A 19433-nucleotide genomic window follows, 5' to 3' on the forward strand; every position below is an offset into this window, starting at 1 on the left:
GACGGTGTATCTTTTCGAAAAAGGGGAAATGCGATGTGCGACGCTTGTGTGATTGAATCCGTCAAGAAGAACATGCTTTCCAGGCGCAACCTGTTTCGCGCCGCAGCTGCCGGAGCCGCCACGGCCGCCGTGGCAGCCACCGGCGCCCTCAGCCCGGCGCTCGCCGCCGCCCCGACCGGGGCGACGGACCTGACCCACGAACTCTACGAGGAATTTCCGACCTATTTCGGCCCGCAGCAGTTCTTCCGCGAGCAGAAATTCAACTTCAAGGAGCACACGTTCAACCTCTTCGAGCTGCGCTATAGCGAACACACCGGCACGCATCTGGACGCGCCGCTGCATTTTTCGGCCGACGGCCTGTCGGTCGCGGAAATCCCGGTCGAGAATCTGGTCGTTCCGCTGGTGATCATCGACATTCGCGAACGGGCGGCGGCCGACCCGGACGCGCAACTGACGCCCGACGATATCAAGGTCTGGACGGCCGCCAACGGCGACATCCCGGACAATGCCTGCGTCGCCCTGAACTCCGGCTGGTCGCAGCATCTCGGCACCGACAAATTCCGCAATGCGGATGCGGACGGCAAGATGCACTTCCCCGGCTTCCACGCCGAGGCGGTCGAGGCCCTGCTCCAGACGAAGGCGGCCGGAATCGCCGTCGATACGCTATCGCTCGACTACGGCCTTTCGCCGGACTTCGCCGCCCACAACATCTGGCTTCCGGCCGGCCGCTGGGGCCTCGAAGCCATCGCCAATCTCGACAATCTGCCGACCAAGGGGGCAACGCTCGTGGTCGGCGCGCCGAAGATCCGCGGCGGCACGGGCGGTCCATCGCGCGTGATCGCCCTTGTCTGATTGCCCGCTCTGAGGCCTGCCAAGGCCGGCGGCCATCGTCGCCGGTCCAATCCGCATCAGAAGCCCGTATCAAAAGGAAGCGACGCCATGAGCACCGTCAAGCCCGCAGCCGACCTGGAGGCCGATCCGCGCGTGAAGGCCGTCTTCGACGACATCCGCGCCACGCGGAAGTCCGACTTCATCAACAACATGTGGCTCTATCTCGCCTTCGACCCGACGCTGTTGGAAAGCACCTGGCGCGACGTCAAGGCGATCATGGCGACGCCGTCCGAGCTCGATCCGCTGGTCAAGGAGATGCTCTACATCGCCGTCTCGGCCACGAACGGCTGCAGCTACTGCGTCCATTCGCACACGGCGGCGGCGAAGGCCAAGGGCATGAGCGAGACCCAGCACGCCGAGCTTCTCTCGATCATCTCGCTTGCCGCGAGGACCAACCAGCTCGCGACCGCCCTGCAGGTCCCCGTCGACGCTGCCTTCTACGCCGACCGCAGCTAGCCGCAAGTCCGATCTTCAAGGTACGCCCCGGCCGGAGCGTTGCCGAAGCGCACCACCGGCGCGCCGACATGCGCGGTCGGCCGGCCTGCGCGGGACGCGTCTCTTGAAGGAGCGGCGTTCGCCGTGACAAAGATGTGATCGCAGTCCCGTCTTGCGCTCGCGCTTAGAATTTCGTTACGGATTCCGTCCTCAGGCCAACCCTCCCTCGAAAGACCGCATTCAATGACGCTCACCTCCCGGAGATCGTTCCTACTGGCAGCAGCCTCCATGGCGCTGGCAAGCTGCTCCACGTCCGTGCCCGGCCGTTACGCGCCCGTACCGGTCGCCCCCCGCCGTCCGATCGAACCGCCCACGCTTGCCGAGCTGGAGGTCATGTATGGCCCCGTCGAGGACGGCGGCTTCCTGATCCCGGCCATCCCCTTCCAGGAGATCGATCCGCAGTTCTATCGCCAGCGCGTCCTCGATCCGACCGGCGAGCCGGCCGGAACGGTGGTAGTGGATACGCCGAAGCGCTTCCTCTACGTCATCGAGCCGGGCGGGACGGCGATGCGCTACGGCGTCGGTATCGGCCGCGAGGGCTTTGCCTGGCAGGGTCAGGGCATCATCCACTGGCGCCAGGCCTGGCCGCGCTGGAAGCCGCCGAACGAAATGGTCGCCCGCCAGCCGGAGCTTGCGAAATACTCCATCGAGAACGGCGGCATGGAGCCGGGCCTGAAGAACCCGCTCGGTGCGCGCGCGCTCTATATCTTCCAGAACGGCCAGGACACGCTCTACCGCCTGCACGGCAACCCGGAATGGCGCTCGATCGGCAAGGCGGTCTCGTCCGGCTGCGTGCGCCTGATGAACCAGGACGTGATCGATCTCTACAGCCGCGTGAAGTACCACGCGCCGATCGTCGTCTACCAGTAGGCGGCCCGATTTCCTCCGATCCGGTCGCCCCGCAAGCTGTGGCGACCGGAATAAAAGAGGAACGCGCAACTGGCCTTTCGGTCCCGAATCACTACATTGGGCCGCATGATGAGCGGTTACGACGACATTCCCTTCTTCGACGACGACGATCCGGCGCTGAAGAAGACCCCTGCCCCCGGCCCGAGGTCTCCGGCAGTTCCCTCCGCGGCCGGGTCTGGTTCGACAGCTGGCTCGACTGGCGGCATCGCCGCGCGCGCCATGGCCGCCCGCGATGCGCACCGCACGCCCGACTATCTCTCCGGCCTCAACCCCGAGCAGCGCGAGGCTGTCGAAACGCTCGACGGCCCGGTTCTGGTGCTCGCCGGCGCCGGCACCGGCAAGACGCGGGTGCTGACGACCCGCATCGCCCATATCCTTAGCCTCGGTCGCGCCTATCCCTCGCAGATCCTCGCCGTCACCTTCACCAACAAGGCGGCACGCGAGATGAAGGAGCGCATCGGCCTGCTCGTCGGCGGCGCCGTCGAGGGCATGCCCTGGCTCGGCACCTTCCACTCGATCGGCGTCAAGCTTCTCCGCCGCCATGCCGAGCTCGTCGGCCTGAGATCGGACTTCACCATCCTCGACACCGACGATGTCGTCCGCCTGATCAAGCAGATCATCCAGGCCGAGGGGCTGGACGACAAGCGCTGGCCGGCCAAGCAATTCGCCGGCATGATCGACACCTGGAAGAACAAGGCCCTCGACCCGGCCCAGATTCCCGAAGGCGACGCCCGCGCCTTTGCCAACGGCAAGGGCCGCGAACTCTACGCCGCCTACCAGAACCGCCTGAAGACGCTGAACGCCTGCGACTTCGGCGACCTCCTGCTGCACCCGATCCGCATCCTGCGCACCAACCCGGATATCCTCAAGGACTACCACCAGAAGTTCCGCTACATCCTGGTCGACGAGTACCAGGACACCAACACCGCCCAGTACATGTGGCTGAGGCTCCTGGCGCAGCGGTCGGGCCGTCGCCCGATCTCCCCCCTTGAGGGGGAGATGCCCGGCAGGGCAGAGGGGGGTATCCCCTCTGACGCCGGAGCCAGAACGCCCCCCTCTGTCGGCTCTGCCGACATCTCCCCCTCAAGGGGGGAGATAGGCAGCGGCACGGTCAACATCTGCTGCGTCGGCGACGACGACCAGTCGATCTATGGCTGGCGCGGGGCGGAGGTGGACAACATCCTGCGCTTCGAGAAGGACTTCCCCGGCGCAAAGGTCATCAAGCTGGAGCGCAACTACCGCTCCACCGCCCATATCCTGGGCGCCGCCGGTCACCTGATCGCCCATAACGAGGGCCGCCTCGGCAAGACGCTGTTTACCGACCGCCACGATCCGGAGGACGGCAAGGTCGTCGTCCATGCGGCCTGGGATTCAGAAGAGGAAGCCCGTGCCGTGGGCGAGACAATCGAGAGCCTGCAGCGGCCCGACCGCAACGGCAAGCGCCACAATCTCAATGACATGGCGATCCTGGTGCGCGCCTCCTTCCAGATGCGCGAGTTCGAGGACCGCTTCGTCACCCTCGGCCTCAACTACCGCGTCATCGGCGGCCCCCGCTTCTACGAGCGGCTCGAGATCCGCGATGCCATGGCCTATTTCCGCATGGTCTGCCAGCCGGCCGACGACCTCGCCTTCGAGCGCATCGTCAACACCCCCAAGCGCGGCCTCGGCGACACCACCATCCGCAACCTGCACGACTATGCCCGCGCCCGCGATATCCCGATGCTGGCGGCGGCAAGCGACATCGTCGAGACCGACGAATTGAAGCCGAAGGCACGCAAGGCGCTGTTCGACGTCGTCGCCGACTTCAAGCGCTGGTCGGCGCTCCTGGAGACGACGCCGCATACCGAACTCGCCGAGCAGATCCTCGACGAGAGCGGCTATACGGCGATGTGGCAGAACGACAAGTCCGCCGAGGCGCCGGGCCGGCTGGAAAACCTGAAGGAACTGATCCGCTCGATGGAGCAGTTCGAAAGCATGCGCGGCTTCCTCGAGCACGTCTCGCTGGTCATGGACGCCGAGACCAACGAGAACCTCGACGCCGTCTCGATCATGACCTTGCATTCGGCCAAGGGCCTGGAGTTCGAGACCGTGTTCCTGCCCGGCTGGGAGGAAGGCCTGTTCCCGCACCAGCGCGCGCTGGACGAAGGCGGACGCGCGGGCCTCGAGGAAGAGCGCCGCCTCGCCTATGTCGGCCTCACCCGCGCCAAGCGCAACTGCCACATCTGGTTCGTCTCCAACCGCCGCATCCATGGCCTGTGGCAGTCGACCATGCCGTCACGCTTCCTCGACGAACTGCCCGAGAACCACGTCGAGGTGGCAGAGACCGAGCAGTCCTACGGCGGCTACGGACGCGGCGGCTACGGCCAGTCCCGCTTCGACAAGCAGGAGCCGTTCCAGAACGCCTACGCCACCCCCGGCTGGCGCCGCGCGCAGCAGAACAAGACCGACGCCACCCGCGACAACTGGGGCAGCCGCTCCGGCCACGCCGTCGAGCGCATCGGCTACGGCGAAAGCGGCCCGCGGGCGCGCACCATCGAGGGCGAACTGGTCGCCAAGTCGACAACCACCGAACCCTCGCGCTTCGCCATCGGCGACCGCGTCTTCCACCTCAAGTTCGGCAACGGCAACATCGCCGCGATCGAAGGCAACAAGCTGACGATCGACTTCGACCGCGCCGGCCAGAAGAAGGTCCTCGACGGGTTCGTGGAGAGGGTGTGAAGCCATCGGTGCGGCGCGGTCCGGAATAGCCGATTGCCGGCCGCCGGCCGCAAAAGCAGCACCCCGCTTCGATCGTGATTGGACATCCGCGCCCGGTGGAGTCACCCTTCCATGGAGGGGCTGCATGAGCATTGGGGGAAGGAACATCCATCCTCAAATGGGAGTCCAAGATGAAGCATCAAACAGTAGAACAACTGCGGCTTGTTGCAGAAGTCGAGACCTTTCCGGCTCAGACACTGACGCGCACCGAGCGCCTCGAACGCTGGGCGGAACTCCTTGAGAAGAACCCGCATTGGCACTTGTCGACGCTGCGCCAGACGGAGCACCAGTCGCCGGGCGTCCGCAACGCCATGCGCGGCGACGGCTCGCCGATCTCGGTGGCCTTCGCCGATCCGGTGCTGCGGACGGCCGGGCTGGCCGACGACACCTATGGCGAGGCGAGGCGGTTCTTCGAACTGTCCGACGACGAACTGCATGAGGTCATCTGCTATTGCCACTACGGATCGGCCGTGAGCGCCGGAACGGCAGCGGCACAGATCCGGGCCGTGCTGGCACCGAAGCCTCCGGGCTTCTTTGCCGTGCTGCGCCGGCTGTTCATGGCATAGCGCCCTCATCGTCCGGACGCAGACAGGCAGGTCCGGATACGGGATCGCATGCGGGCACGCGACCTGCGCAGGCAGGTCCGTGCGCGGCGCTGCACGTGCGGGCGCTTTCAACGCGTGAGCGTCGCCGGGAGAACGCTACGAGCCAAAAATTCCGCCGGTCGGCGACGTCCAGCCGGCGGCGGTCCTTGTCGTCCCTTCTCGTCGAAAAAAGCTGGAGTACGCGTCGCCTGGCCGAGGCGCCACTGCAAGGCGAACGCCTCCGGCGGCCTCAGATCCGCTTGCCGAACAGCGAAGCCAGCTTCGAGCTGCCGATGCTGGGGACGACCACGAGCGTGTCGATCTCGCCCCGCTTGAAGGCGGAGAGGAAGCGCGGATAGTTCCTGAACGCCACGCAGCCGTGCGAATTGCCGTTCGGGCCGAGCAGGTAGGAATGCGTCAAAAGGCCTGTTCGGCCGAGCGGATGCCGGCCATCGACCGACGTCATGCGCAAGGCCTCCACGCCGTGGAACCGCTTCTCGCGCATGGTCAGCTTGAAGGTCCCGGGCGGCGTCGGGCCGCGCATCTGCATATGCGCGTAACGCGGGTTGTCGCGCATCTTGCCGATGCCCGAGTGGGCCTCGAGTCTTTCACCGTTCGGCAAGTGCACGATCCCGGCAGAGATGTCGTAGTAGGCGGTGCGCCCCCTCGCCTTCCGGCCGAAGTCGCCGAACAGGCCGGGCCGCGTCTCGCGCACCTCGTCGTCGTCCTTGAGCTGCGAGGGGCTGGCATAGGCAAGCTCTCTGGCAGCGGCGGGCTTGGCGGCCTTGCGATCCGTCTCCGCGTCGTCGACCTTCGCCAACCGCCGCGGCCGGGTCTCCGGCAGCGGGATCGTGTCCGGCAGGCCGAGTTCGGCCGCCTCTTCGGGCAGGACCAGATTGAAAGGCTTGTCCAACGCCTGGCGCGCTGTGCCCGGATCGACCAGCGCCGAGACCATGGAAGGCTGCACGACCACATTTGCCGCAGCCACGGTACCGGCCATGGTGCTGGCCTCGGCCCGCGAGGAGCCGGCCAGCGCATAGGCCTTCGCCGTCCTCGCCGTCTCACGCTCGATCTTCGCCGCAGCGAGGACGGCGCGTCTGTCGTAGTGGTCCTTGATGACCGCGACCGTGAGGCCGGCGGGCCAGAGTTGGTCGGCCGGCGTCTTCGACAGCCGGGAGAATTTCTTCACGCGGATATTGCGCTCGACCGGCGCCTTGTGCACCGGCTTCTGCATGTCGAGGGATGCCTGCAGCCGCCCCTGCTTGGCGGCAGCGGCCGGGGAGGCCGCGGTCTGGACCGTGGCGAGCGCACCGGCGACCCAGACGCCGGCCGCGACCGAAAGGCAGGCGGCGAGCGCTGCGACGAGCATGCCGCGCGTGGTCTTGAAAAAGGAGCGTCCCCGGGAACGGGAAGGAATTTCACCGCACGCAACGACAAATGACGCCATGATACCCGTTACCCAAGCTACTGGTTACTCGATCCGGCGCCAATCATACGGATTGTCGCCGGGACCGGCCCGATGGCGTCGCAGCGCCGTCTTTCTCGGCGCCCCGTGCCATGCACGCTGGTCGAAACAATGACCGAAATGCTGTCAAACTATGGTAAGCAAATCCTTTACGGCGTTTCAGAAAACGCGGGGAACGCGGCTGACAAGCCTGCTGGAGGACCAGAATCGTCCAGCGTTTTCAACGGCATTCGCAAAAACAAACGCCGTCGAAAATTTTCCGGAGGGAAGCGCAAACAGGGCGCATTCGGGGGCGATGAATTACTTTATCTGCTAACGAAAGGAGAACGGACGAAACGGGGCGGAGCCGGCCCCGTTGGCCAGCATGCGGCGGCCGAAACGCCACACGCGCGCGAACAATGTTCGCGCGATCTTGTCGCTCGACAGGCTGCCGGGTCCGATCCGGCCGTATCGGTGTCTCAGGCTGCCTTCATTGGTGGCATTCCGTCATGGACGGCCTTGCGGATCTCGGCGCGGAAGGCCGGCGTATCGTGCTCGCCGTGGATGGACACCGCGTGTAGCACGGCGGCGTCGACCAGTTCTTCCTCGCTGTCGGCGGAGATGGCGATCGTGCACTTCATCTCGCTCGGAAATTCCCGGCAGTCGATGTATCTGCGACCCATGGATCCCTCCCGATGCCCGGCGGCCGGGATGCGGCCGCGAAACGACGAGGATACGTCCGCCCCGCGCATTGGACAAATCACAATGCCCGACGCCTCGCGCCCCCGAGGTTCAGCCGATGGCGGGTGCGCGTCCGGTCCAGCCGGTCAGCGCCTCATAGGCCGCGGCGACCTGCAGCACCGCCCTGTCGGCGCGCGGCGGGCCGATGATCTGGATGCCGGCGGGCAACCCGTCCGGGCCGAAGCCGGCCGGCATGGCGGCGACGGGCAGCCCGGCCATGGTCGGCCCGATCACCACCTCCATCCAGCGATGGTAGGTGTCCATCGCCCTGCCCGCGATGGCCCGCGGCCAGTGCGTTTCCACGTCGAAGGCAAACACCTGCGCCGACGGCAGCACCAGGAAGTCGTAGCGCTCGAACAGCGCCTGCACATATCGGTACCAGTCGCTGCGGATCGACGAGGCCACCGCGATCTCGCTTGCCGAAAGCGCAAGCCCGTTCTCGATCTCCCAGATCATTTCCGGCTTCATCATCGCCCGCCGGTCGGGATCGGCATGATCGGCTCCTTGCGCGGATGCGACGAGGAAATGGCGATAGGTTTTCCATGCCCGCCAGAGGCGATCCATGTCGAAGCCCGGCGGCACCTCGGCAACGGAGGCGCCGAGCGCGGCAAAGACCTCGAGCGCCGAGCGGCAGAGTCCCAGGATACCGGGCTCGAACGGCAGGTGACCGCCATGGTCGCCGAGCCAGCCGATCCTCGCCCCGGCGAAATCGCCTGTCTTGCCGGGCATAAGTTCCTCCGTCGGCAGTGACAGCGGGTCGCGGGCGTCATATCCCGCCTGGATCGCAAGCAGCGCGGCGACGTCTGCGACCGAGCGCCCCATCGGACCGTTCACCGCGTGTTGACCGAGATAGAGCTCGTTGCCGAGCGATGGCACGCGGCCGAAGCTCGGCCGGAAGCCGATGACGTTGTTGAAGGCTGCCGGGTTGCGCAGCGATCCCATCATGTCGCTGCCGTCGGCGACGGGAACGAGCCGTGCCGCCAGTGCCGCCGCAGCGCCGCCGGACGAGCCGCCGGCGCTCTTCGTCCGGTCGTATGGATTGCGCGTGGCGCCGAAGACGTCGTTGTAGGTATGCGAGCCGAGCCCCATCTCCGGCGCATTGGTCTTGCCGATGACGATGGCGCCAGCGGCGCGAATGCGTTCGACATGGATGTCGTCATAGTCCGGGACGAAGTCGCGGTAGATCCGTGAGCCGTAGGTGCAGCGGATTCCGCGGGCCTCCGAGAGATCCTTGACGGCGAAGGGCATGCCGTGCAGCCATCCGCGTGACCGCCCCTCTGCGAGCATCCGGTCGGCCGCCTCGGCCTCGGCCATCAGTTCGCCTTCGTCCCTGAGGCTGACGATGGCGTTGACGAGCGGGTTGATCGCCCCGATCCGTGCCAGATACGCCTCCATCACCGAACGGCAGGAGACCTTGAGGCCATGGATCGCCACCGAAAGCTCGGTTGCGGACAACGCGGTCAATCCGTCCACTTCGGCATCCCTCCCTCGCCTGCGCGCAGATCCATAGCGCACCCGCCGGCGAACGCAAAGCCGGCCTGCCCCATTGCCCGCGATCTCCCGCCGCCCTAACGTCACCCGGAATCACATGAGGAAAAGACCATGGCAGCACCGCTCATCGAACTCTGCGTCGAAGGCATCGACGGATTCCTGGCGGCGCAGGAGGCCGGCGCCGACCGGGTCGAGCTCTGCGCCAGCCTGATGGAGGGCGGCCTGACGCCGAGCCTTGCGACGGTCCGCGCGGCGGTGAAGGCGGCTCGCATCCCGGTTCATGTCATCATCCGCCCCCGCGGCGGCGACTTCCTCTATTCGCAGGCCGAGTTCGAGACCATGCGCGAGGACATCTCGGCCCTGCGCGCCGAGGGCGTGGCCGGCGTCGTCATCGGCTGCCTCACCCCGGACGGCCGGATCGACGAGGCGCGGACGAAGGAACTCGTGGCCGCCGCCCGGCCGATGTCGGTCACCTGCCACCGCGCCTTCGACATGACCGAGGACGCCGAAGACGCGCTCGAGGCACTGATCCGCTGCGGCGTCGACCGGGTGCTGACCTCCGGCCAGCGCGACACGGCGCTCGAGGGCATCGACATCCTGAGGCAAGCGGTGGCGCAGGCCGGCGACCGCATCGTCATCATGGGCTGCGGCGCGCTTGATGCCGGCAACATCAAGGCGGTGCGCGACGGCGCAGGGCTGAAGGAGATGCATTTCGCCGCGCTGAAGACGGTGCCGAGCGGCATGCGCTTCCGCAATCCCCACGTCGGCATGGGCGGCACCGAGAAGGACCGGGAATACGAACTGACGCTGACCGATCCCGAAAGCGTGCGGGCGACGATCGCCGCTGCAAAAGCGCCCTGAGACCGGCCGGGATTATGTGTCGGTATTGCAAAGTGCCTTGCCGCACCTAAGTGACGTGGAGAAGGTCACAGCAGAACATGAGACTTTCCACATATCGCCTTGAATCGATTCTGGAATCTATTCAGTTTTGGAGCCCGACGCTTCCAGCCACCATGGAGACCGCCCGATGACCGCTTCACGCCTTCGCATCGCCCTGGCCGCAGGCCTTGCCCTCTTCGCCACCGGCTCGCTCGCAGACACGGTCGGCGAGGTCGGGGTGGACTGGATGGGCAACGACATCATGATCGACGCGGTCGGCGATCCCGAGGTCGCAGGCGTGACCTGCCATATCACCTATTTCGACCGGGGCGTGCTGGACCGCCTGCAGAAGGGCAACTGGTTCGAGGATCCCTCCAACAACGCGATCGCCTGCCAGCAGACCGGCCCGATCACGATCGGCGATATCGACCTGTCGAAGGGCGGCGATGAAGTGTTCAAGGCCGGCCTGTCGCTCATCTGGAAGAAGCTGGTGGTCACCCGCATCTACGACCGCAAGAACGACACGCTCATCTACCTGGCCCATTCGCGGGAGCTGACGGAAGGCTCCGCCAAGATGTCGATCTCCACCGTGCCGCTCTTCGGCGAGAACGTCACCTGGACAAGCGGAAAGCCGCAATAGGCCGGATCGCTCCGGGCCCATTGCGGCCTCCTCCTCCGTAACTGTCACCGGGCGGATACGCCAGGAACTGGCCTACATGACGCTTGGCCTACATGACGATGAAGGTCACGCTGCCGTCGCCGTTCTGCTGAACGGAAATGACGTTGTCGACGTCGACCTGCTGGGCCTCAAGGGCCGCGACCAGGTCGGCATTGGTGCGGATGTCGGACTGAAGCTTGCGCACGTCCGCGGCGTGGCTGTCCGACAGCAGGCGGTATTGCTCGCGGGCATCCTCGTCGGCGACCTCATCGACGCGCATCACCGCGATCTTGGCGATATCGACCGTCTTGAAATCCTCGACGCCGGAGACGCTCGGCGCAATCGCGCCTGTGCTCATCATGTCCATGTTCTGGCTGCCGGCCTGCTGGCCGCCGGAGGCGTCGGGCTGGTTCATCGGCTCGCCGGACGCCTGCGCCATCTCAAGGGCGGGACGCGGGGTCGGTACCGGTACGTTCATGCCGTCGATGGTCGTCGTCGCAAGCGCGGGAGCGGCGATCGCACCGGCAAGCAGAATGGCCGAAAGAGTTGCAAGCGGTTTCATGGTTATCTCCCTGCAGCGCTTTTGTGCGCCTTCGGGGAGGAGAATGCCGCTCGCTTCGGTTTGTTCCAACCTGCGGTTCAACCGGCGATCACCCTTGGCGGGCCTCGCGCAGGATTTCGGCTTCCGTTACCGTCGTAACCCCTGCCGCAGCCATCGCCTCTTCCGCCGCAGCGATCGTCTCCGGCGCGATGCCCCGGCTGAGGTCCTCGATGAAGCGGACGCGCACGCCGGGCAGCATCTCGACCGCGTCGATCGCCGAGGCCTGCACGCAATAGTCCGTCGCAAGCCCGCCGATGTCGATCTGCGTCACGCCGCGCTGGCGCAGGTAGTCGGCAAGCCCCGTATGTGCCGTCCTGTCGTTGTCGCGAAAGGCGGAATAGCTGTCGACCTCGCGGTCCATGCCCTTCTTCTGGATGTAGTCGATCCGCGTCACGTCGAGGGCGGGATGGAGCGCCGCATCGTCGGTGTGTTCGACGCAGTGGTCCGGCCAGAGCATCTGCGGCTTGCCCTTCAGTTCCCCCATCTCGAAGGGACTGCGCCCGGGATGGCTGGAGGCGAAACTGCCATGGTCTGCGGGATGCCAGTCCTGCGAGGCGACGATCATGTCATAGCCCCCCTTCGCCATCAGCCGGTTGGCGACCGGGATCACGTCGTCGCCCTCGGGGACGGCCAGGTTGCCGCCCGGGCAGAACCCTGACTGGAGGTCGATGAGCAGCAGGCACTTCATGATGGGCACTCCGATCCTATGTCGCAAATTCCGGGGTCAGGACCCAGGCTACGAACAAGCATGGAGCATTGCGTTGCGAAGAATCAAGGGGATGGAAAAATCAACCGGATGAATGCAGTGCGCGCGAAAACCCCGGCGACATCCGTCCCGGGGTTTCAGACGCGACCGGCCGGCCGTTCGTCGATCAGGCGGCCTGCGCCAGTTCGTCGGCGATCACGGTGTCGAGGTTGAGGAAGCAGACCATCGTCTTTTCCAGCGCGACGATGCCGCGGCAGAAGGCGCGCTGGGCTTCCGGGATGATTTCCGGCGCCGGCTGCAGGTCTTCGCTCTTGATGGTCATCATGTCGGAGACCTGCTCCACCAGCAGGCCGACGAGCTTGCCGGCGATGTCGGTGACGATGATCGCCGAACGCTCGGACGGTTCGGTCATCTTCATGCCGAGGCGGCAGGCCATGTCGATCACGGGGATCACCGCACCGCGCAGGTTGATCAGGCCGAGGACGTAGGGCGGCGTGTGCGGCATCGGCGTGACCGGCGCCCAGCCGCGGATTTCGCGGATCGCCATGATGTCGATGCAGAATTCCTGGTCTCCGAGGTGGAAGGAGACGATTTCGAGGTATGCGCCGGATTGCTTGATGGCGTTGGACATGGATCGGACTTCCCAGTTTCGGCCGAGGGATCACAGCTGCGCGCAAGGCCTGTGCGGCCGGCGGACCTCATGCCCGAGAGGCCAGGATGGCCCATACGCTGCGGCAGCCTTGCAGAGATAGATTAAGCAAGCGCTAAGAATCTGCCGGAAATGTTCGGAATCGGGACGTTGCGCGGCATCCCGGCCGGTCTTGGACCGGCACAAATCCGCTCCCGCAACAGGCGCCGGTCCCCTGCCCCATTCCGGTCGGCCCGCTTCTGCGCTAACATGCCCTCATGAACACTGCCCGCCACACCGTCCGCGCCGCCGTCCTGCTCGCCTCCGGGGCAGCCCTGCTCGGCACGCTCTCCGCGCTCGCTTTCGCCGGCTGGCTGGAACACGGTTCGTCGATCCTGCTCTCCATGGCCGAAACCGGCATGTCCTGGTGCTTTTGACCCAACCGGGCCGCCTGATCGCCGCCGGACGCGCCCGCTTGCGGCAAAAGGTGCATTTGCCCCCTGCGGCGGGACCGACTATGACACGGTCTCCATCGGCCGCGCCGCGGCCGACCTGCCGATGACGGATTGCCCATGAAGACCGTACGCATCATCCTCTGGATCGCCATCGCCCTCCTCGCCGGCCTGCTCGGCTGGCTGACGCTGGAGATGACGCGAACCGAAGACCAGTTGGCCGAAGGCCCCTTCGGCGTGCCTTTCACCCTCGTTTCGCAGGACGGCAGCCCCGTCACCGAGAAGGCGTTCACCGGCAAGCCGACCGCGCTCTTCTTCGGCTTCACCCATTGCCCCGAGGTCTGCCCGACCACGCTGTTCGAGCTCGACGGCTGGCTCGCCAGGGTCGATCCGGACGGCTCGAAGATGCAGGCCTATTTCATCACGGTCGATCCGGAGCGCGACACGCCGGAGATCCTCGGCGCCTACGTTTCCAACGTTTCCAAGCGCGTGACCGGCATTTCCGGCCCGGCCGACAAGGTCATGGACATGGTCAAGGGCTTCCGGGTCTATGCCCGCAAGGTCCCGGTCGACGAGAGCCAGCCGGACGGCGAGTACACGATGGACCACACCGCGTCCGTCTTCCTGCTCGACGGGGACGGTCGCTTCCGGGGCACCATAGCCTATGGCGAGAACCCCGATGTTGCCGTAAAAAAGCTGGAGAACCTCATCAAGGGATAGGAACCTCCGCTCATGGTTTCACGCGCCGACTGCTCGATCCTCATCGCCGGCGCGGGGCCAGTGGGACTGGCGCTGGCGCTCGAACTGGCACGCCGCGGCATCAAGCCGCGCATCGTCGCCGAAACGGACGGCCCGGTCGCCGAGAACGAGAGTCGCGCGCTCGGCGTCAACGCCCGCACCCTGATGCTGCTCGGCCCGTCGGGAGCCGCCTCCGACATCTCCGCCCAGGCGCTGCCGATCGAGGGCCTCAAGCTCTCCTCCCTCGGAGCCCCGCTTCTCACGGTCAACACGGCAGGGTTTCGCGGACCGGGGCCGGCGCTCAGCATCCTGCCGCAGGGCGCCACCGAGCGCCTGCTGCTGGAGCGGCTGCGCGCCCTGGAGGTCGAGCCCGAATGGCACACCAGGGTCAACAGGATCGACGGCACCCCTGATGCGCCCGAAGTCACGCTCGTGCGCAACGACGACAGCGGCGAGACTGTCAGGCCCACCATGCTCGTCGGCGCCGACGGCGCCCATTCCACCGTCCGCAAGGCCTGCGGCTTCGCCTTTCCGGGCGACGCGCTGGACAACGAGTTCTTCCTTGCCGACTACGCCTATGACGCGCCTGTCGACGTCCGCCACGCGCGGGTGGAATTCTTCAATCCCGGCGTCCTCGCCTGCATCCCGGTCCGCGCCAACGTGCTGCGCTATATCTCCACAATGGGCGACTTCGAAGACCGCATCGTTCATCCGCGCCCGAATGCCGAACTGACTTGGCGCTCGAAGTTTACCGTCAGCTTCCGTCACGTCGAGACGATGTCGGTCGGCCGCGTCTTCCTCGCAGGCGACGCCGCCCATATCCATTCGCCGATCGGCGCGCGCGGCATGAACCTCGGCATCGAGGACGCCTGCTGGCTCGCCTGGCTGATCTCGGAGGGACGGGAGGCGGAATATTCGAAGCTGCGCCTGCCGGCGGTCCGCGGCGTGCTGCGCCAAACCCGCATGCTGACGGCGATGGCGACCATGGACCGGCCGGCATCTCTGGCCTTGCGCGACCGCATCCTGCCGCTGATGGCGCATCTCCGCTTCGCCGAGAGGGCGCTCGTGCGCAGCATTGCCGGCATGGACACGCCAAACCCGCCCTGGCTTTCCGTCGCCAGCTGATGCGCTTTGCGCCAGCCCCCGGACATGCTACTGCGCCGCGGGTCGGATCGCGTGCGGCGCCCGCCGCACCGACCGCGCACCGACCGACAGTGGAAATGGCCAGGGCATGCCGTCCGGCCGGCAAGCAGGAACACCGAGACCGTGAGCGAGATCCGCCTTTTCACCAGCACGACCGAGAAGAACGCCGAGGCGATGCTGGCGCTGATGTCCGACGCCTTCGAGGAAGAAGGCTACGCCATCGCCACCATGGAGATCGACGAGAAGCGCGACATCTGGGAGGCGTCGCTGTACCTGATGGCGGACGAGGAAGAGGAAATGCGCGCGCGGTTCGCCGCACTGCTGGAGCCTGCCTTTCCCGAAGCGAAGATCGAGCGTGAGAAAATTCCCGACGTCGACTGGATCGCCAAATCGTTGGAAGGTCTGCAGCCGGTTCGCGCCGGCCGCTTCGTCGTGCACGGCTCGCATGACCGGGGCACCGCCCGCGCCGGCGAGATCGCAATCGAGATCGACGCCGGACAGGCCTTCGGCACCGGCCACCACGGCACCACAGCCGGCTGCCTCGAGGTCATCGAGGGCGTCATGCGCTCGGGCCGGATCCGCTCCGCCCTCGACCTGGGCACCGGCAGCGGCGTGCTGGCGATCGCCGCCCGCAAGCTGGCGCCGATTCCGGTGCTTGCGACCGACATCGACCCGCTCGCCACCAGGGTTGCCCGCGAGAACGTGCGCAAGAACGGGATCGCCACCGGCATGACGCTCGAGACGGCGACCGGCTTCCATCACACCGTCTTCCGCCGGCACGGCCCCTTCGACCTGATCATCGCCAACATCCTCGCCCGCCCGCTGATGCGGATGGCGCCCCAACTTGCCGCCCATCTCGCGCCCGGCGGGCACGTGGTCCTGTCGGGCATTCTCGCAAACCAGCGCTGGAAGGTGATCGCCGCCTATTCCGGCGCGGGCCTGCGCCACGTTCGCACCATCTGGCGCAACGGCTGGGTGACGATCCATCTCGATAGGCCCTGACGAGCCTTCACAGTAGAGACCTGAAAAAAGAAACCTCCCGGTCGCGCAGGGATGCGACCGGGAGGCATGACTGAAAAGGCCTTCTGAAAAAGAGAAAGGCGGTGCCGGAGGCACCGCCTATGGGCCGGTTTCCCGGCCTGTCCGCGAGCTTGGGAGGAGGAGAGCTCAAGCGGACTCTACGTGCTCCGAACACCCACCCGGAGGAGGGAGGAGGAGTGACCGGACAGGCATTTGGCCGGAGCACCTAGCAGGATCGCCTTGCGGCGAAATCTTTCGTTTCTCTTTCGCTCGACCGCATATCGCGTTCGCTTCGATGGGCGCTTTATAACCGAAACGAAGATAAGCAACAGCGAAATTTGGACATGGGAGCCATGCATTCAGCGCATGGACAAATGCTAACGCTACACGCCTTCGCAACGCTCTGTCCTCTGGAGCCGATCCACAGCGAGATGGCCGCTTATAGGAGTGAAGCTGGCCCGAGTTTGCCAGACGCCCTCAGATCAGTCGCGCGAAGCGAGGCAGGGGTCGAGCAGGATATGTTTGTCATCCTGAATTCTCATGGCGCCGCGCACAGTCACGACATCGCCGACCTGCATGCCGTTGTCCGAGTAGGTCACGCATAGTACGCGGATGCCTGGGAGCGAGCAGATTCCGACGTACCAAAGCACTTCATCCGTATCGACGATCGTCAACGGGCCGGACGCCCATAGATCGATGCGCTGGCCACTGGGAAACTGGAGATTCTGGATGGTCTTTTGAAGATCGCTGCAGCTCGCGGTTTCCATGGGCGTCCCTTCCGGGAAGGCCAATCCCGGCCGGCCGGGATAGGGGTTCTCTTGCGCCAGTGCCGGGGCAGCGACCATCAGCAGCGTGAAAAAAGGGGCGAGTATGCTGACACGTGTCATTATTGAAGACCTTCGCTTCCGGCTTTCCGCCGCCATCATCGATGGACGGCATGCTCGTCAGGCGGTGTACCACATCTCCGGCGGCTGCTTGGCCGGCATGCCTCACTTTTTTTCCGGTGTGATCGCCCGCAAACCGGTTATTACTTTCGGAAGACATGCTTTAGAGTCCCCTCCCAAGTCCAATCCGTTCGGTAGCACAGCCATGTTCCAGAGTTTCGACGTCACCTCCACCCCGCAGTTCGGCCGCGAGCGCACGGACGCGCTGCGCGCCACCTTCGACGGCCTCGGCATTGACGGCTTTCTCGTGCCGCGCGCCGACGAGTTCCAGGGCGAATACGTACCGAAAAGCGCCGAGCGGCTGGCCTGGCTCACCGGCTTCGCCGGCTCGGCCGGGATTGCCCTCGTCACCCGCGGCGAGGCGATCGTGTTCGTCGACGGCCGCTACGTGACGCAGCTTGCCGAGCAGGTGGACGGCAGCGTCTTCAAGGGCGGCGACCTCGTCGGCGAACCGCCGCACCTGTGGATCCCCAAGCACGCCACGAAGGGCTTCCGCCTCGGCATCGACCCCTGGCTGCACACCGGCGGCGAGGTGCGCAAGCTCGAAAAGGCGCTGGAAAAGGTCGGTGGCAGCCTCGTGCTGCTCGACCACAATCCGCTCGACCGCCTCTGGAGCGACCGCCCCGCCGAACCGCTCGGCCGGGTGAAGATCCAGCCGATCGAGTTTGCCGGCAAGCTGGCGAAAGACAAGATCGCCGAAATGGCCGCAAAGGTTGTCGAAGCCGGCGCCGATGCGCTCGCCGTCACCGATCCCTCGACCACGGCCTGGCTCTTCAACATCCGCGGCAGCGATGTCCCGCACACCCCTCACCCGCTGGCGCGCGCGATCCTGCACGCAGACGGCAAGGCCGAGATATTCATCGACAAGCGCAAGACGGGAATCGAGGAGGAAGCCTACCTGACCCAGCTTGCCGATTTCACCCCGCCGTCCGAATTTCCCGCCCGCATCGCCGCGCTGTCGCGCGCGGGCAAGCGCATCATGATCGATCCCGACCAGGCGCCCTTCGCGCTCGCGCAAGCTATCCGCGCAGCCGGTGGTGCGGTCGTCGAGGGCGCGGACCCGGCCCGCCTGCCCCGCGCCTGCAAGAACGAGGTCGAACTGGCAGGCTCCGCCAAGGCGCATCTGCAGGACGGCGCCGCCATGGTCGAGTTCCTCGCCTGGCTCGACGCGTCCGAGCCGGGAACGCTGACGGAAATCACGGTGACAAAGCAGTTGGAAGCCTGCCGCGCCGCCGTCGGCCAGCGCATGCAGAACCCGCTGAAGGACATCTCCTTCGACACGATCAGCGGCGCCGGCGCTCATGGCGCCGTCATCCACTACCGCGTGACGACCGAGACCGACGCGACGCTTGAAGACGGCACCCTCTTTCTGATCGATTCCGGCGCGCAGTACATCAACGGCACGACGGATATCACCCGCACCGTCGCGATCGGCAACGTGCCCGATGAGCAGAAGCGCTTCTTCACGCTCGTCCTGAAGGGGATGATCGCCATCAGCACCGCCCGCTTCCCCAGGGGAACCCGCGGCTGCGACCTCGACCCGCTCGCCCGCGTGGCACTGTGGAAGGCGGGCGCTGACTACGCCCACGGCACCGGCCACGGCGTCGGCTCCTACCTCTCCGTGCACGAGGGGCCGCAGCGGATCTCGCGGCTTTCGACGCAGGAACTGCTGCCCGGCATGATCCTTTCCAACGAGCCCGGCTACTACCGCGCCGGCAGTTTCGGCATCCGCATCGAGAACCTGATCCATGTCCTGCCCGCGGCCGCGATCGAGGGCGGCGACATCGACATGCTCGCCTTCGAGACCCTGACCTTCTGCCCGCTCGACAAGCGCCTGATCGTCACCGATCTCCTGACACGCGACGAACTGCACTGGATCGACGCGTATCACGAGCGGACGCGCGAAAAACTGATGCCGCTGATCGAGGATGCCGCCGTGCGTACATGGCTGGAAGCCGCAACGGCGCCGTTCAGCCACGGCGCATGATCGGCGGCGGGCGTCTCTCGACTCCGCGCGAAAGAGCCCGCGGTCTCCCTCAGACGCCGAAGGCGTAGCGCATCAGCATCACCGCGCACCAGCCGATCGCCAGCATCGGCAGCACGGAGAATCTGAGGCTTGCGATCAGGGCCGCGGCCATCGCCACCTGCACGTCGGGGCCGCCGGTGAAGAAGGCGGGGGCCACGAGCGTCGTCAGCACTGCGGCCGGCACGGCATTCAACGCCGCCTCCAGCCGCGGCGGGATCGTCTTCATCCGCATCACCAGCCAGTATCCGCCGATGCGCGTCAGGAAGGTCGCAACAGCACCCGCAAGGATGATCGCGATCATGTCGGCATGAAAGAACGCGCCCACC

At 66.1% G+C, this 19433-nt stretch carries 20 protein-coding genes; 12 read left to right on the forward strand and 8 right to left on the reverse strand.

Annotated features, from left to right (window positions below):
- Window positions 1-33 precede the first annotated feature (33 nt).
- The 5 genes from GGQ64_RS02400 to GGQ64_RS02420 all read left to right on the forward strand — a co-directional run bounded on the left by GGQ64_RS02400 (window position 34) and on the right by GGQ64_RS02420 (window position 5618).
- Window positions 34-852 carry a cyclase family protein gene (locus GGQ64_RS02400; RefSeq protein WP_183798472.1) on the forward strand — a complete coding sequence of 273 codons (819 nt, stop codon included), beginning with the start codon at window positions 34-36 and terminating at the stop codon, window positions 850-852.
- Window positions 853-939: 87 nt separating this feature from the next.
- Window positions 940-1347 carry a carboxymuconolactone decarboxylase family protein gene (locus GGQ64_RS02405; RefSeq protein ID WP_183798475.1) on the forward strand — a complete coding sequence of 136 codons (408 nt, stop codon included), beginning with the start codon at window positions 940-942 and terminating at the stop codon, window positions 1345-1347.
- A gap of 222 nt (window positions 1348-1569) precedes the next feature.
- Window positions 1570-2256, forward strand: a complete 687-nt coding sequence (locus GGQ64_RS02410) for a L,D-transpeptidase (RefSeq protein ID WP_183798479.1) — start codon at window positions 1570-1572, stop codon at window positions 2254-2256.
- 105 nt (window positions 2257-2361) lie between these two features.
- A complete protein-coding gene (locus GGQ64_RS02415) occupies window positions 2362-5013 on the forward strand; it encodes an ATP-dependent helicase (protein WP_183799136.1) in 2652 nt (883 codons plus the stop codon).
- Between the two features lie 170 nt (window positions 5014-5183).
- Window positions 5184-5618, forward strand: coding sequence for a hypothetical protein (locus tag GGQ64_RS02420; protein WP_183798482.1), 435 nt, complete (start codon window positions 5184-5186; stop codon window positions 5616-5618).
- A 268-nt stretch (window positions 5619-5886) separates the two neighbouring features.
- Here GGQ64_RS02420 and GGQ64_RS02425 read toward each other — a convergent pair whose 3' ends face one another.
- The 3 genes from GGQ64_RS02425 to GGQ64_RS02435 form a co-directional block, all read right to left on the reverse strand.
- Window positions 5887-7005 (reverse strand): DUF2778 domain-containing protein, encoded by a 1119-nt coding sequence (locus tag GGQ64_RS02425; protein ID WP_246422235.1) that lies wholly within the window; start codon window positions 7003-7005, stop codon window positions 5887-5889.
- Between the two features lie 554 nt (window positions 7006-7559).
- Window positions 7560-7763, reverse strand: coding sequence for a DUF1059 domain-containing protein (locus GGQ64_RS02430; RefSeq protein WP_183798488.1), 204 nt, complete (start codon window positions 7761-7763; stop codon window positions 7560-7562).
- A gap of 109 nt (window positions 7764-7872) precedes the next feature.
- Window positions 7873-9294, reverse strand: coding sequence for an amidase (locus GGQ64_RS02435; protein ID WP_183798491.1), 1422 nt, complete (start codon window positions 9292-9294; stop codon window positions 7873-7875).
- A 129-nt stretch (window positions 9295-9423) separates the two neighbouring features.
- Here GGQ64_RS02435 and GGQ64_RS02440 point away from each other — a divergent pair, with 129 nt between their 5' ends.
- Together GGQ64_RS02440 and GGQ64_RS02445 are read left to right on the forward strand one after the other, a co-directional pair.
- Complete coding sequence (locus GGQ64_RS02440; protein WP_183798493.1) at window positions 9424-10173, forward strand: copper homeostasis protein CutC; 750 nt, start codon at window positions 9424-9426, stop codon at window positions 10171-10173.
- Between the two features lie 166 nt (window positions 10174-10339).
- Complete coding sequence (locus tag GGQ64_RS02445) at window positions 10340-10831, forward strand: CreA family protein (protein WP_183798496.1); 492 nt, start codon at window positions 10340-10342, stop codon at window positions 10829-10831.
- 88 nt (window positions 10832-10919) lie between these two features.
- Here the strand turns inward: GGQ64_RS02445 and GGQ64_RS02450 are convergent, their stop codons facing one another.
- The 3 genes from GGQ64_RS02450 to GGQ64_RS02460 form a co-directional block, all read right to left on the reverse strand.
- Window positions 10920-11411 (reverse strand): hypothetical protein, encoded by a 492-nt coding sequence (locus GGQ64_RS02450; protein ID WP_183798499.1) that lies wholly within the window; start codon window positions 11409-11411, stop codon window positions 10920-10922.
- Between the two features lie 88 nt (window positions 11412-11499).
- Window positions 11500-12138 carry a bifunctional nicotinamidase/pyrazinamidase gene (pncA, locus tag GGQ64_RS02455; RefSeq protein ID WP_183798502.1) on the reverse strand — a complete coding sequence of 213 codons (639 nt, stop codon included), beginning with the start codon at window positions 12136-12138 and terminating at the stop codon, window positions 11500-11502.
- 184 nt (window positions 12139-12322) lie between these two features.
- A complete protein-coding gene (locus GGQ64_RS02460; RefSeq protein WP_018326507.1) occupies window positions 12323-12787 on the reverse strand; it encodes a chemotaxis protein CheW in 465 nt (154 codons plus the stop codon).
- Between the two features lie 275 nt (window positions 12788-13062).
- Between GGQ64_RS02460 and GGQ64_RS02465 the strand changes: the two genes are divergently transcribed.
- The 4 genes from GGQ64_RS02465 to GGQ64_RS02480 all read left to right on the forward strand — a co-directional run bounded on the left by GGQ64_RS02465 (window position 13063) and on the right by GGQ64_RS02480 (window position 16119).
- Entirely contained in the window at window positions 13063-13221 is a 159-nt protein-coding gene (locus GGQ64_RS02465) for a hypothetical protein (RefSeq protein WP_183798506.1), read from the forward strand.
- Between the two features lie 135 nt (window positions 13222-13356).
- Window positions 13357-13956 carry an SCO family protein gene (locus GGQ64_RS02470; protein ID WP_183798509.1) on the forward strand — a complete coding sequence of 200 codons (600 nt, stop codon included), beginning with the start codon at window positions 13357-13359 and terminating at the stop codon, window positions 13954-13956.
- 12 nt (window positions 13957-13968) lie between these two features.
- Window positions 13969-15099: an FAD-dependent oxidoreductase gene (locus GGQ64_RS02475; protein WP_183798512.1), complete on the forward strand. Its 1131-nt coding sequence runs from the start codon at window positions 13969-13971 to the stop codon at window positions 15097-15099.
- A 141-nt stretch (window positions 15100-15240) separates the two neighbouring features.
- Window positions 15241-16119, forward strand: coding sequence for a 50S ribosomal protein L11 methyltransferase (locus tag GGQ64_RS02480; protein WP_183798515.1), 879 nt, complete (start codon window positions 15241-15243; stop codon window positions 16117-16119).
- 500 nt (window positions 16120-16619) lie between these two features.
- Here GGQ64_RS02480 and GGQ64_RS02485 read toward each other — a convergent pair whose 3' ends face one another.
- Entirely contained in the window at window positions 16620-17024 is a 405-nt protein-coding gene (locus GGQ64_RS02485; RefSeq protein WP_183798517.1) for a hypothetical protein, read from the reverse strand.
- A gap of 202 nt (window positions 17025-17226) precedes the next feature.
- On the opposite strand from GGQ64_RS02485, the gene GGQ64_RS02490 reads away from it, so the two are divergent.
- Window positions 17227-19068, forward strand: a complete 1842-nt coding sequence (locus GGQ64_RS02490) for an aminopeptidase P family protein (protein ID WP_183798520.1) — start codon at window positions 17227-17229, stop codon at window positions 19066-19068.
- 49 nt (window positions 19069-19117) lie between these two features.
- On the opposite strand, the gene GGQ64_RS02495 is transcribed toward GGQ64_RS02490, so the two are convergent.
- A complete protein-coding gene (locus GGQ64_RS02495) occupies window positions 19118-19432 on the reverse strand; it encodes an AzlD family protein (RefSeq protein ID WP_425488477.1) in 315 nt (104 codons plus the stop codon).
- Window position 19433 lies beyond the last annotated feature (1 nt).

This window comes from Mycoplana azooxidifex (genome assembly GCF_014196765.1).
GTDB lineage: Bacteria > Pseudomonadota > Alphaproteobacteria > Rhizobiales > Rhizobiaceae > Mycoplana > Mycoplana azooxidifex.

Excerpts from the sequence above, each read along its gene's own strand:
- GGQ64_RS02400 (WP_183798472.1), top strand. The coding sequence starts at position 34 with ATGTGCGACGCTTGTGTGATTGAATCCGTCAAGAAGAACATGCTTTCC.
- GGQ64_RS02405 (WP_183798475.1), top strand. The coding sequence starts at position 940 with ATGAGCACCGTCAAGCCCGCAGCCGACCTGGAGGCCGATCCGCGCGTG.
- GGQ64_RS02410 (WP_183798479.1), top strand. The coding sequence starts at position 1,570 with ATGACGCTCACCTCCCGGAGATCGTTCCTACTGGCAGCAGCCTCCATG.
- GGQ64_RS02415 (WP_183799136.1), top strand. The coding sequence starts at position 2,362 with ATGATGAGCGGTTACGACGACATTCCCTTCTTCGACGACGACGATCCG.
- GGQ64_RS02420 (WP_183798482.1), top strand. The coding sequence starts at position 5,184 with ATGAAGCATCAAACAGTAGAACAACTGCGGCTTGTTGCAGAAGTCGAG.
- GGQ64_RS02425 (WP_246422235.1), bottom strand. The coding sequence starts at position 7,005 with ATGCTCGTCGCAGCGCTCGCCGCCTGCCTTTCGGTCGCGGCCGGCGTC.
- GGQ64_RS02430 (WP_183798488.1), bottom strand. The coding sequence starts at position 7,763 with ATGGGTCGCAGATACATCGACTGCCGGGAATTTCCGAGCGAGATGAAG.
- GGQ64_RS02440 (WP_183798493.1), top strand. The coding sequence starts at position 9,424 with ATGGCAGCACCGCTCATCGAACTCTGCGTCGAAGGCATCGACGGATTC.
- GGQ64_RS02445 (WP_183798496.1), top strand. The coding sequence starts at position 10,340 with ATGACCGCTTCACGCCTTCGCATCGCCCTGGCCGCAGGCCTTGCCCTC.
- GGQ64_RS02450 (WP_183798499.1), bottom strand. The coding sequence starts at position 11,411 with ATGAAACCGCTTGCAACTCTTTCGGCCATTCTGCTTGCCGGTGCGATC.
- pncA (WP_183798502.1), bottom strand. The coding sequence starts at position 12,138 with ATGAAGTGCCTGCTGCTCATCGACCTCCAGTCAGGGTTCTGCCCGGGC.
- GGQ64_RS02460 (WP_018326507.1), bottom strand. The coding sequence starts at position 12,787 with ATGTCCAACGCCATCAAGCAATCCGGCGCATACCTCGAAATCGTCTCC.
- GGQ64_RS02465 (WP_183798506.1), top strand. The coding sequence starts at position 13,063 with ATGAACACTGCCCGCCACACCGTCCGCGCCGCCGTCCTGCTCGCCTCC.
- GGQ64_RS02470 (WP_183798509.1), top strand. The coding sequence starts at position 13,357 with ATGAAGACCGTACGCATCATCCTCTGGATCGCCATCGCCCTCCTCGCC.
- GGQ64_RS02475 (WP_183798512.1), top strand. The coding sequence starts at position 13,969 with ATGGTTTCACGCGCCGACTGCTCGATCCTCATCGCCGGCGCGGGGCCA.
- GGQ64_RS02485 (WP_183798517.1), bottom strand. The coding sequence starts at position 17,024 with ATGACACGTGTCAGCATACTCGCCCCTTTTTTCACGCTGCTGATGGTC.
- GGQ64_RS02490 (WP_183798520.1), top strand. The coding sequence starts at position 17,227 with ATGTTCCAGAGTTTCGACGTCACCTCCACCCCGCAGTTCGGCCGCGAG.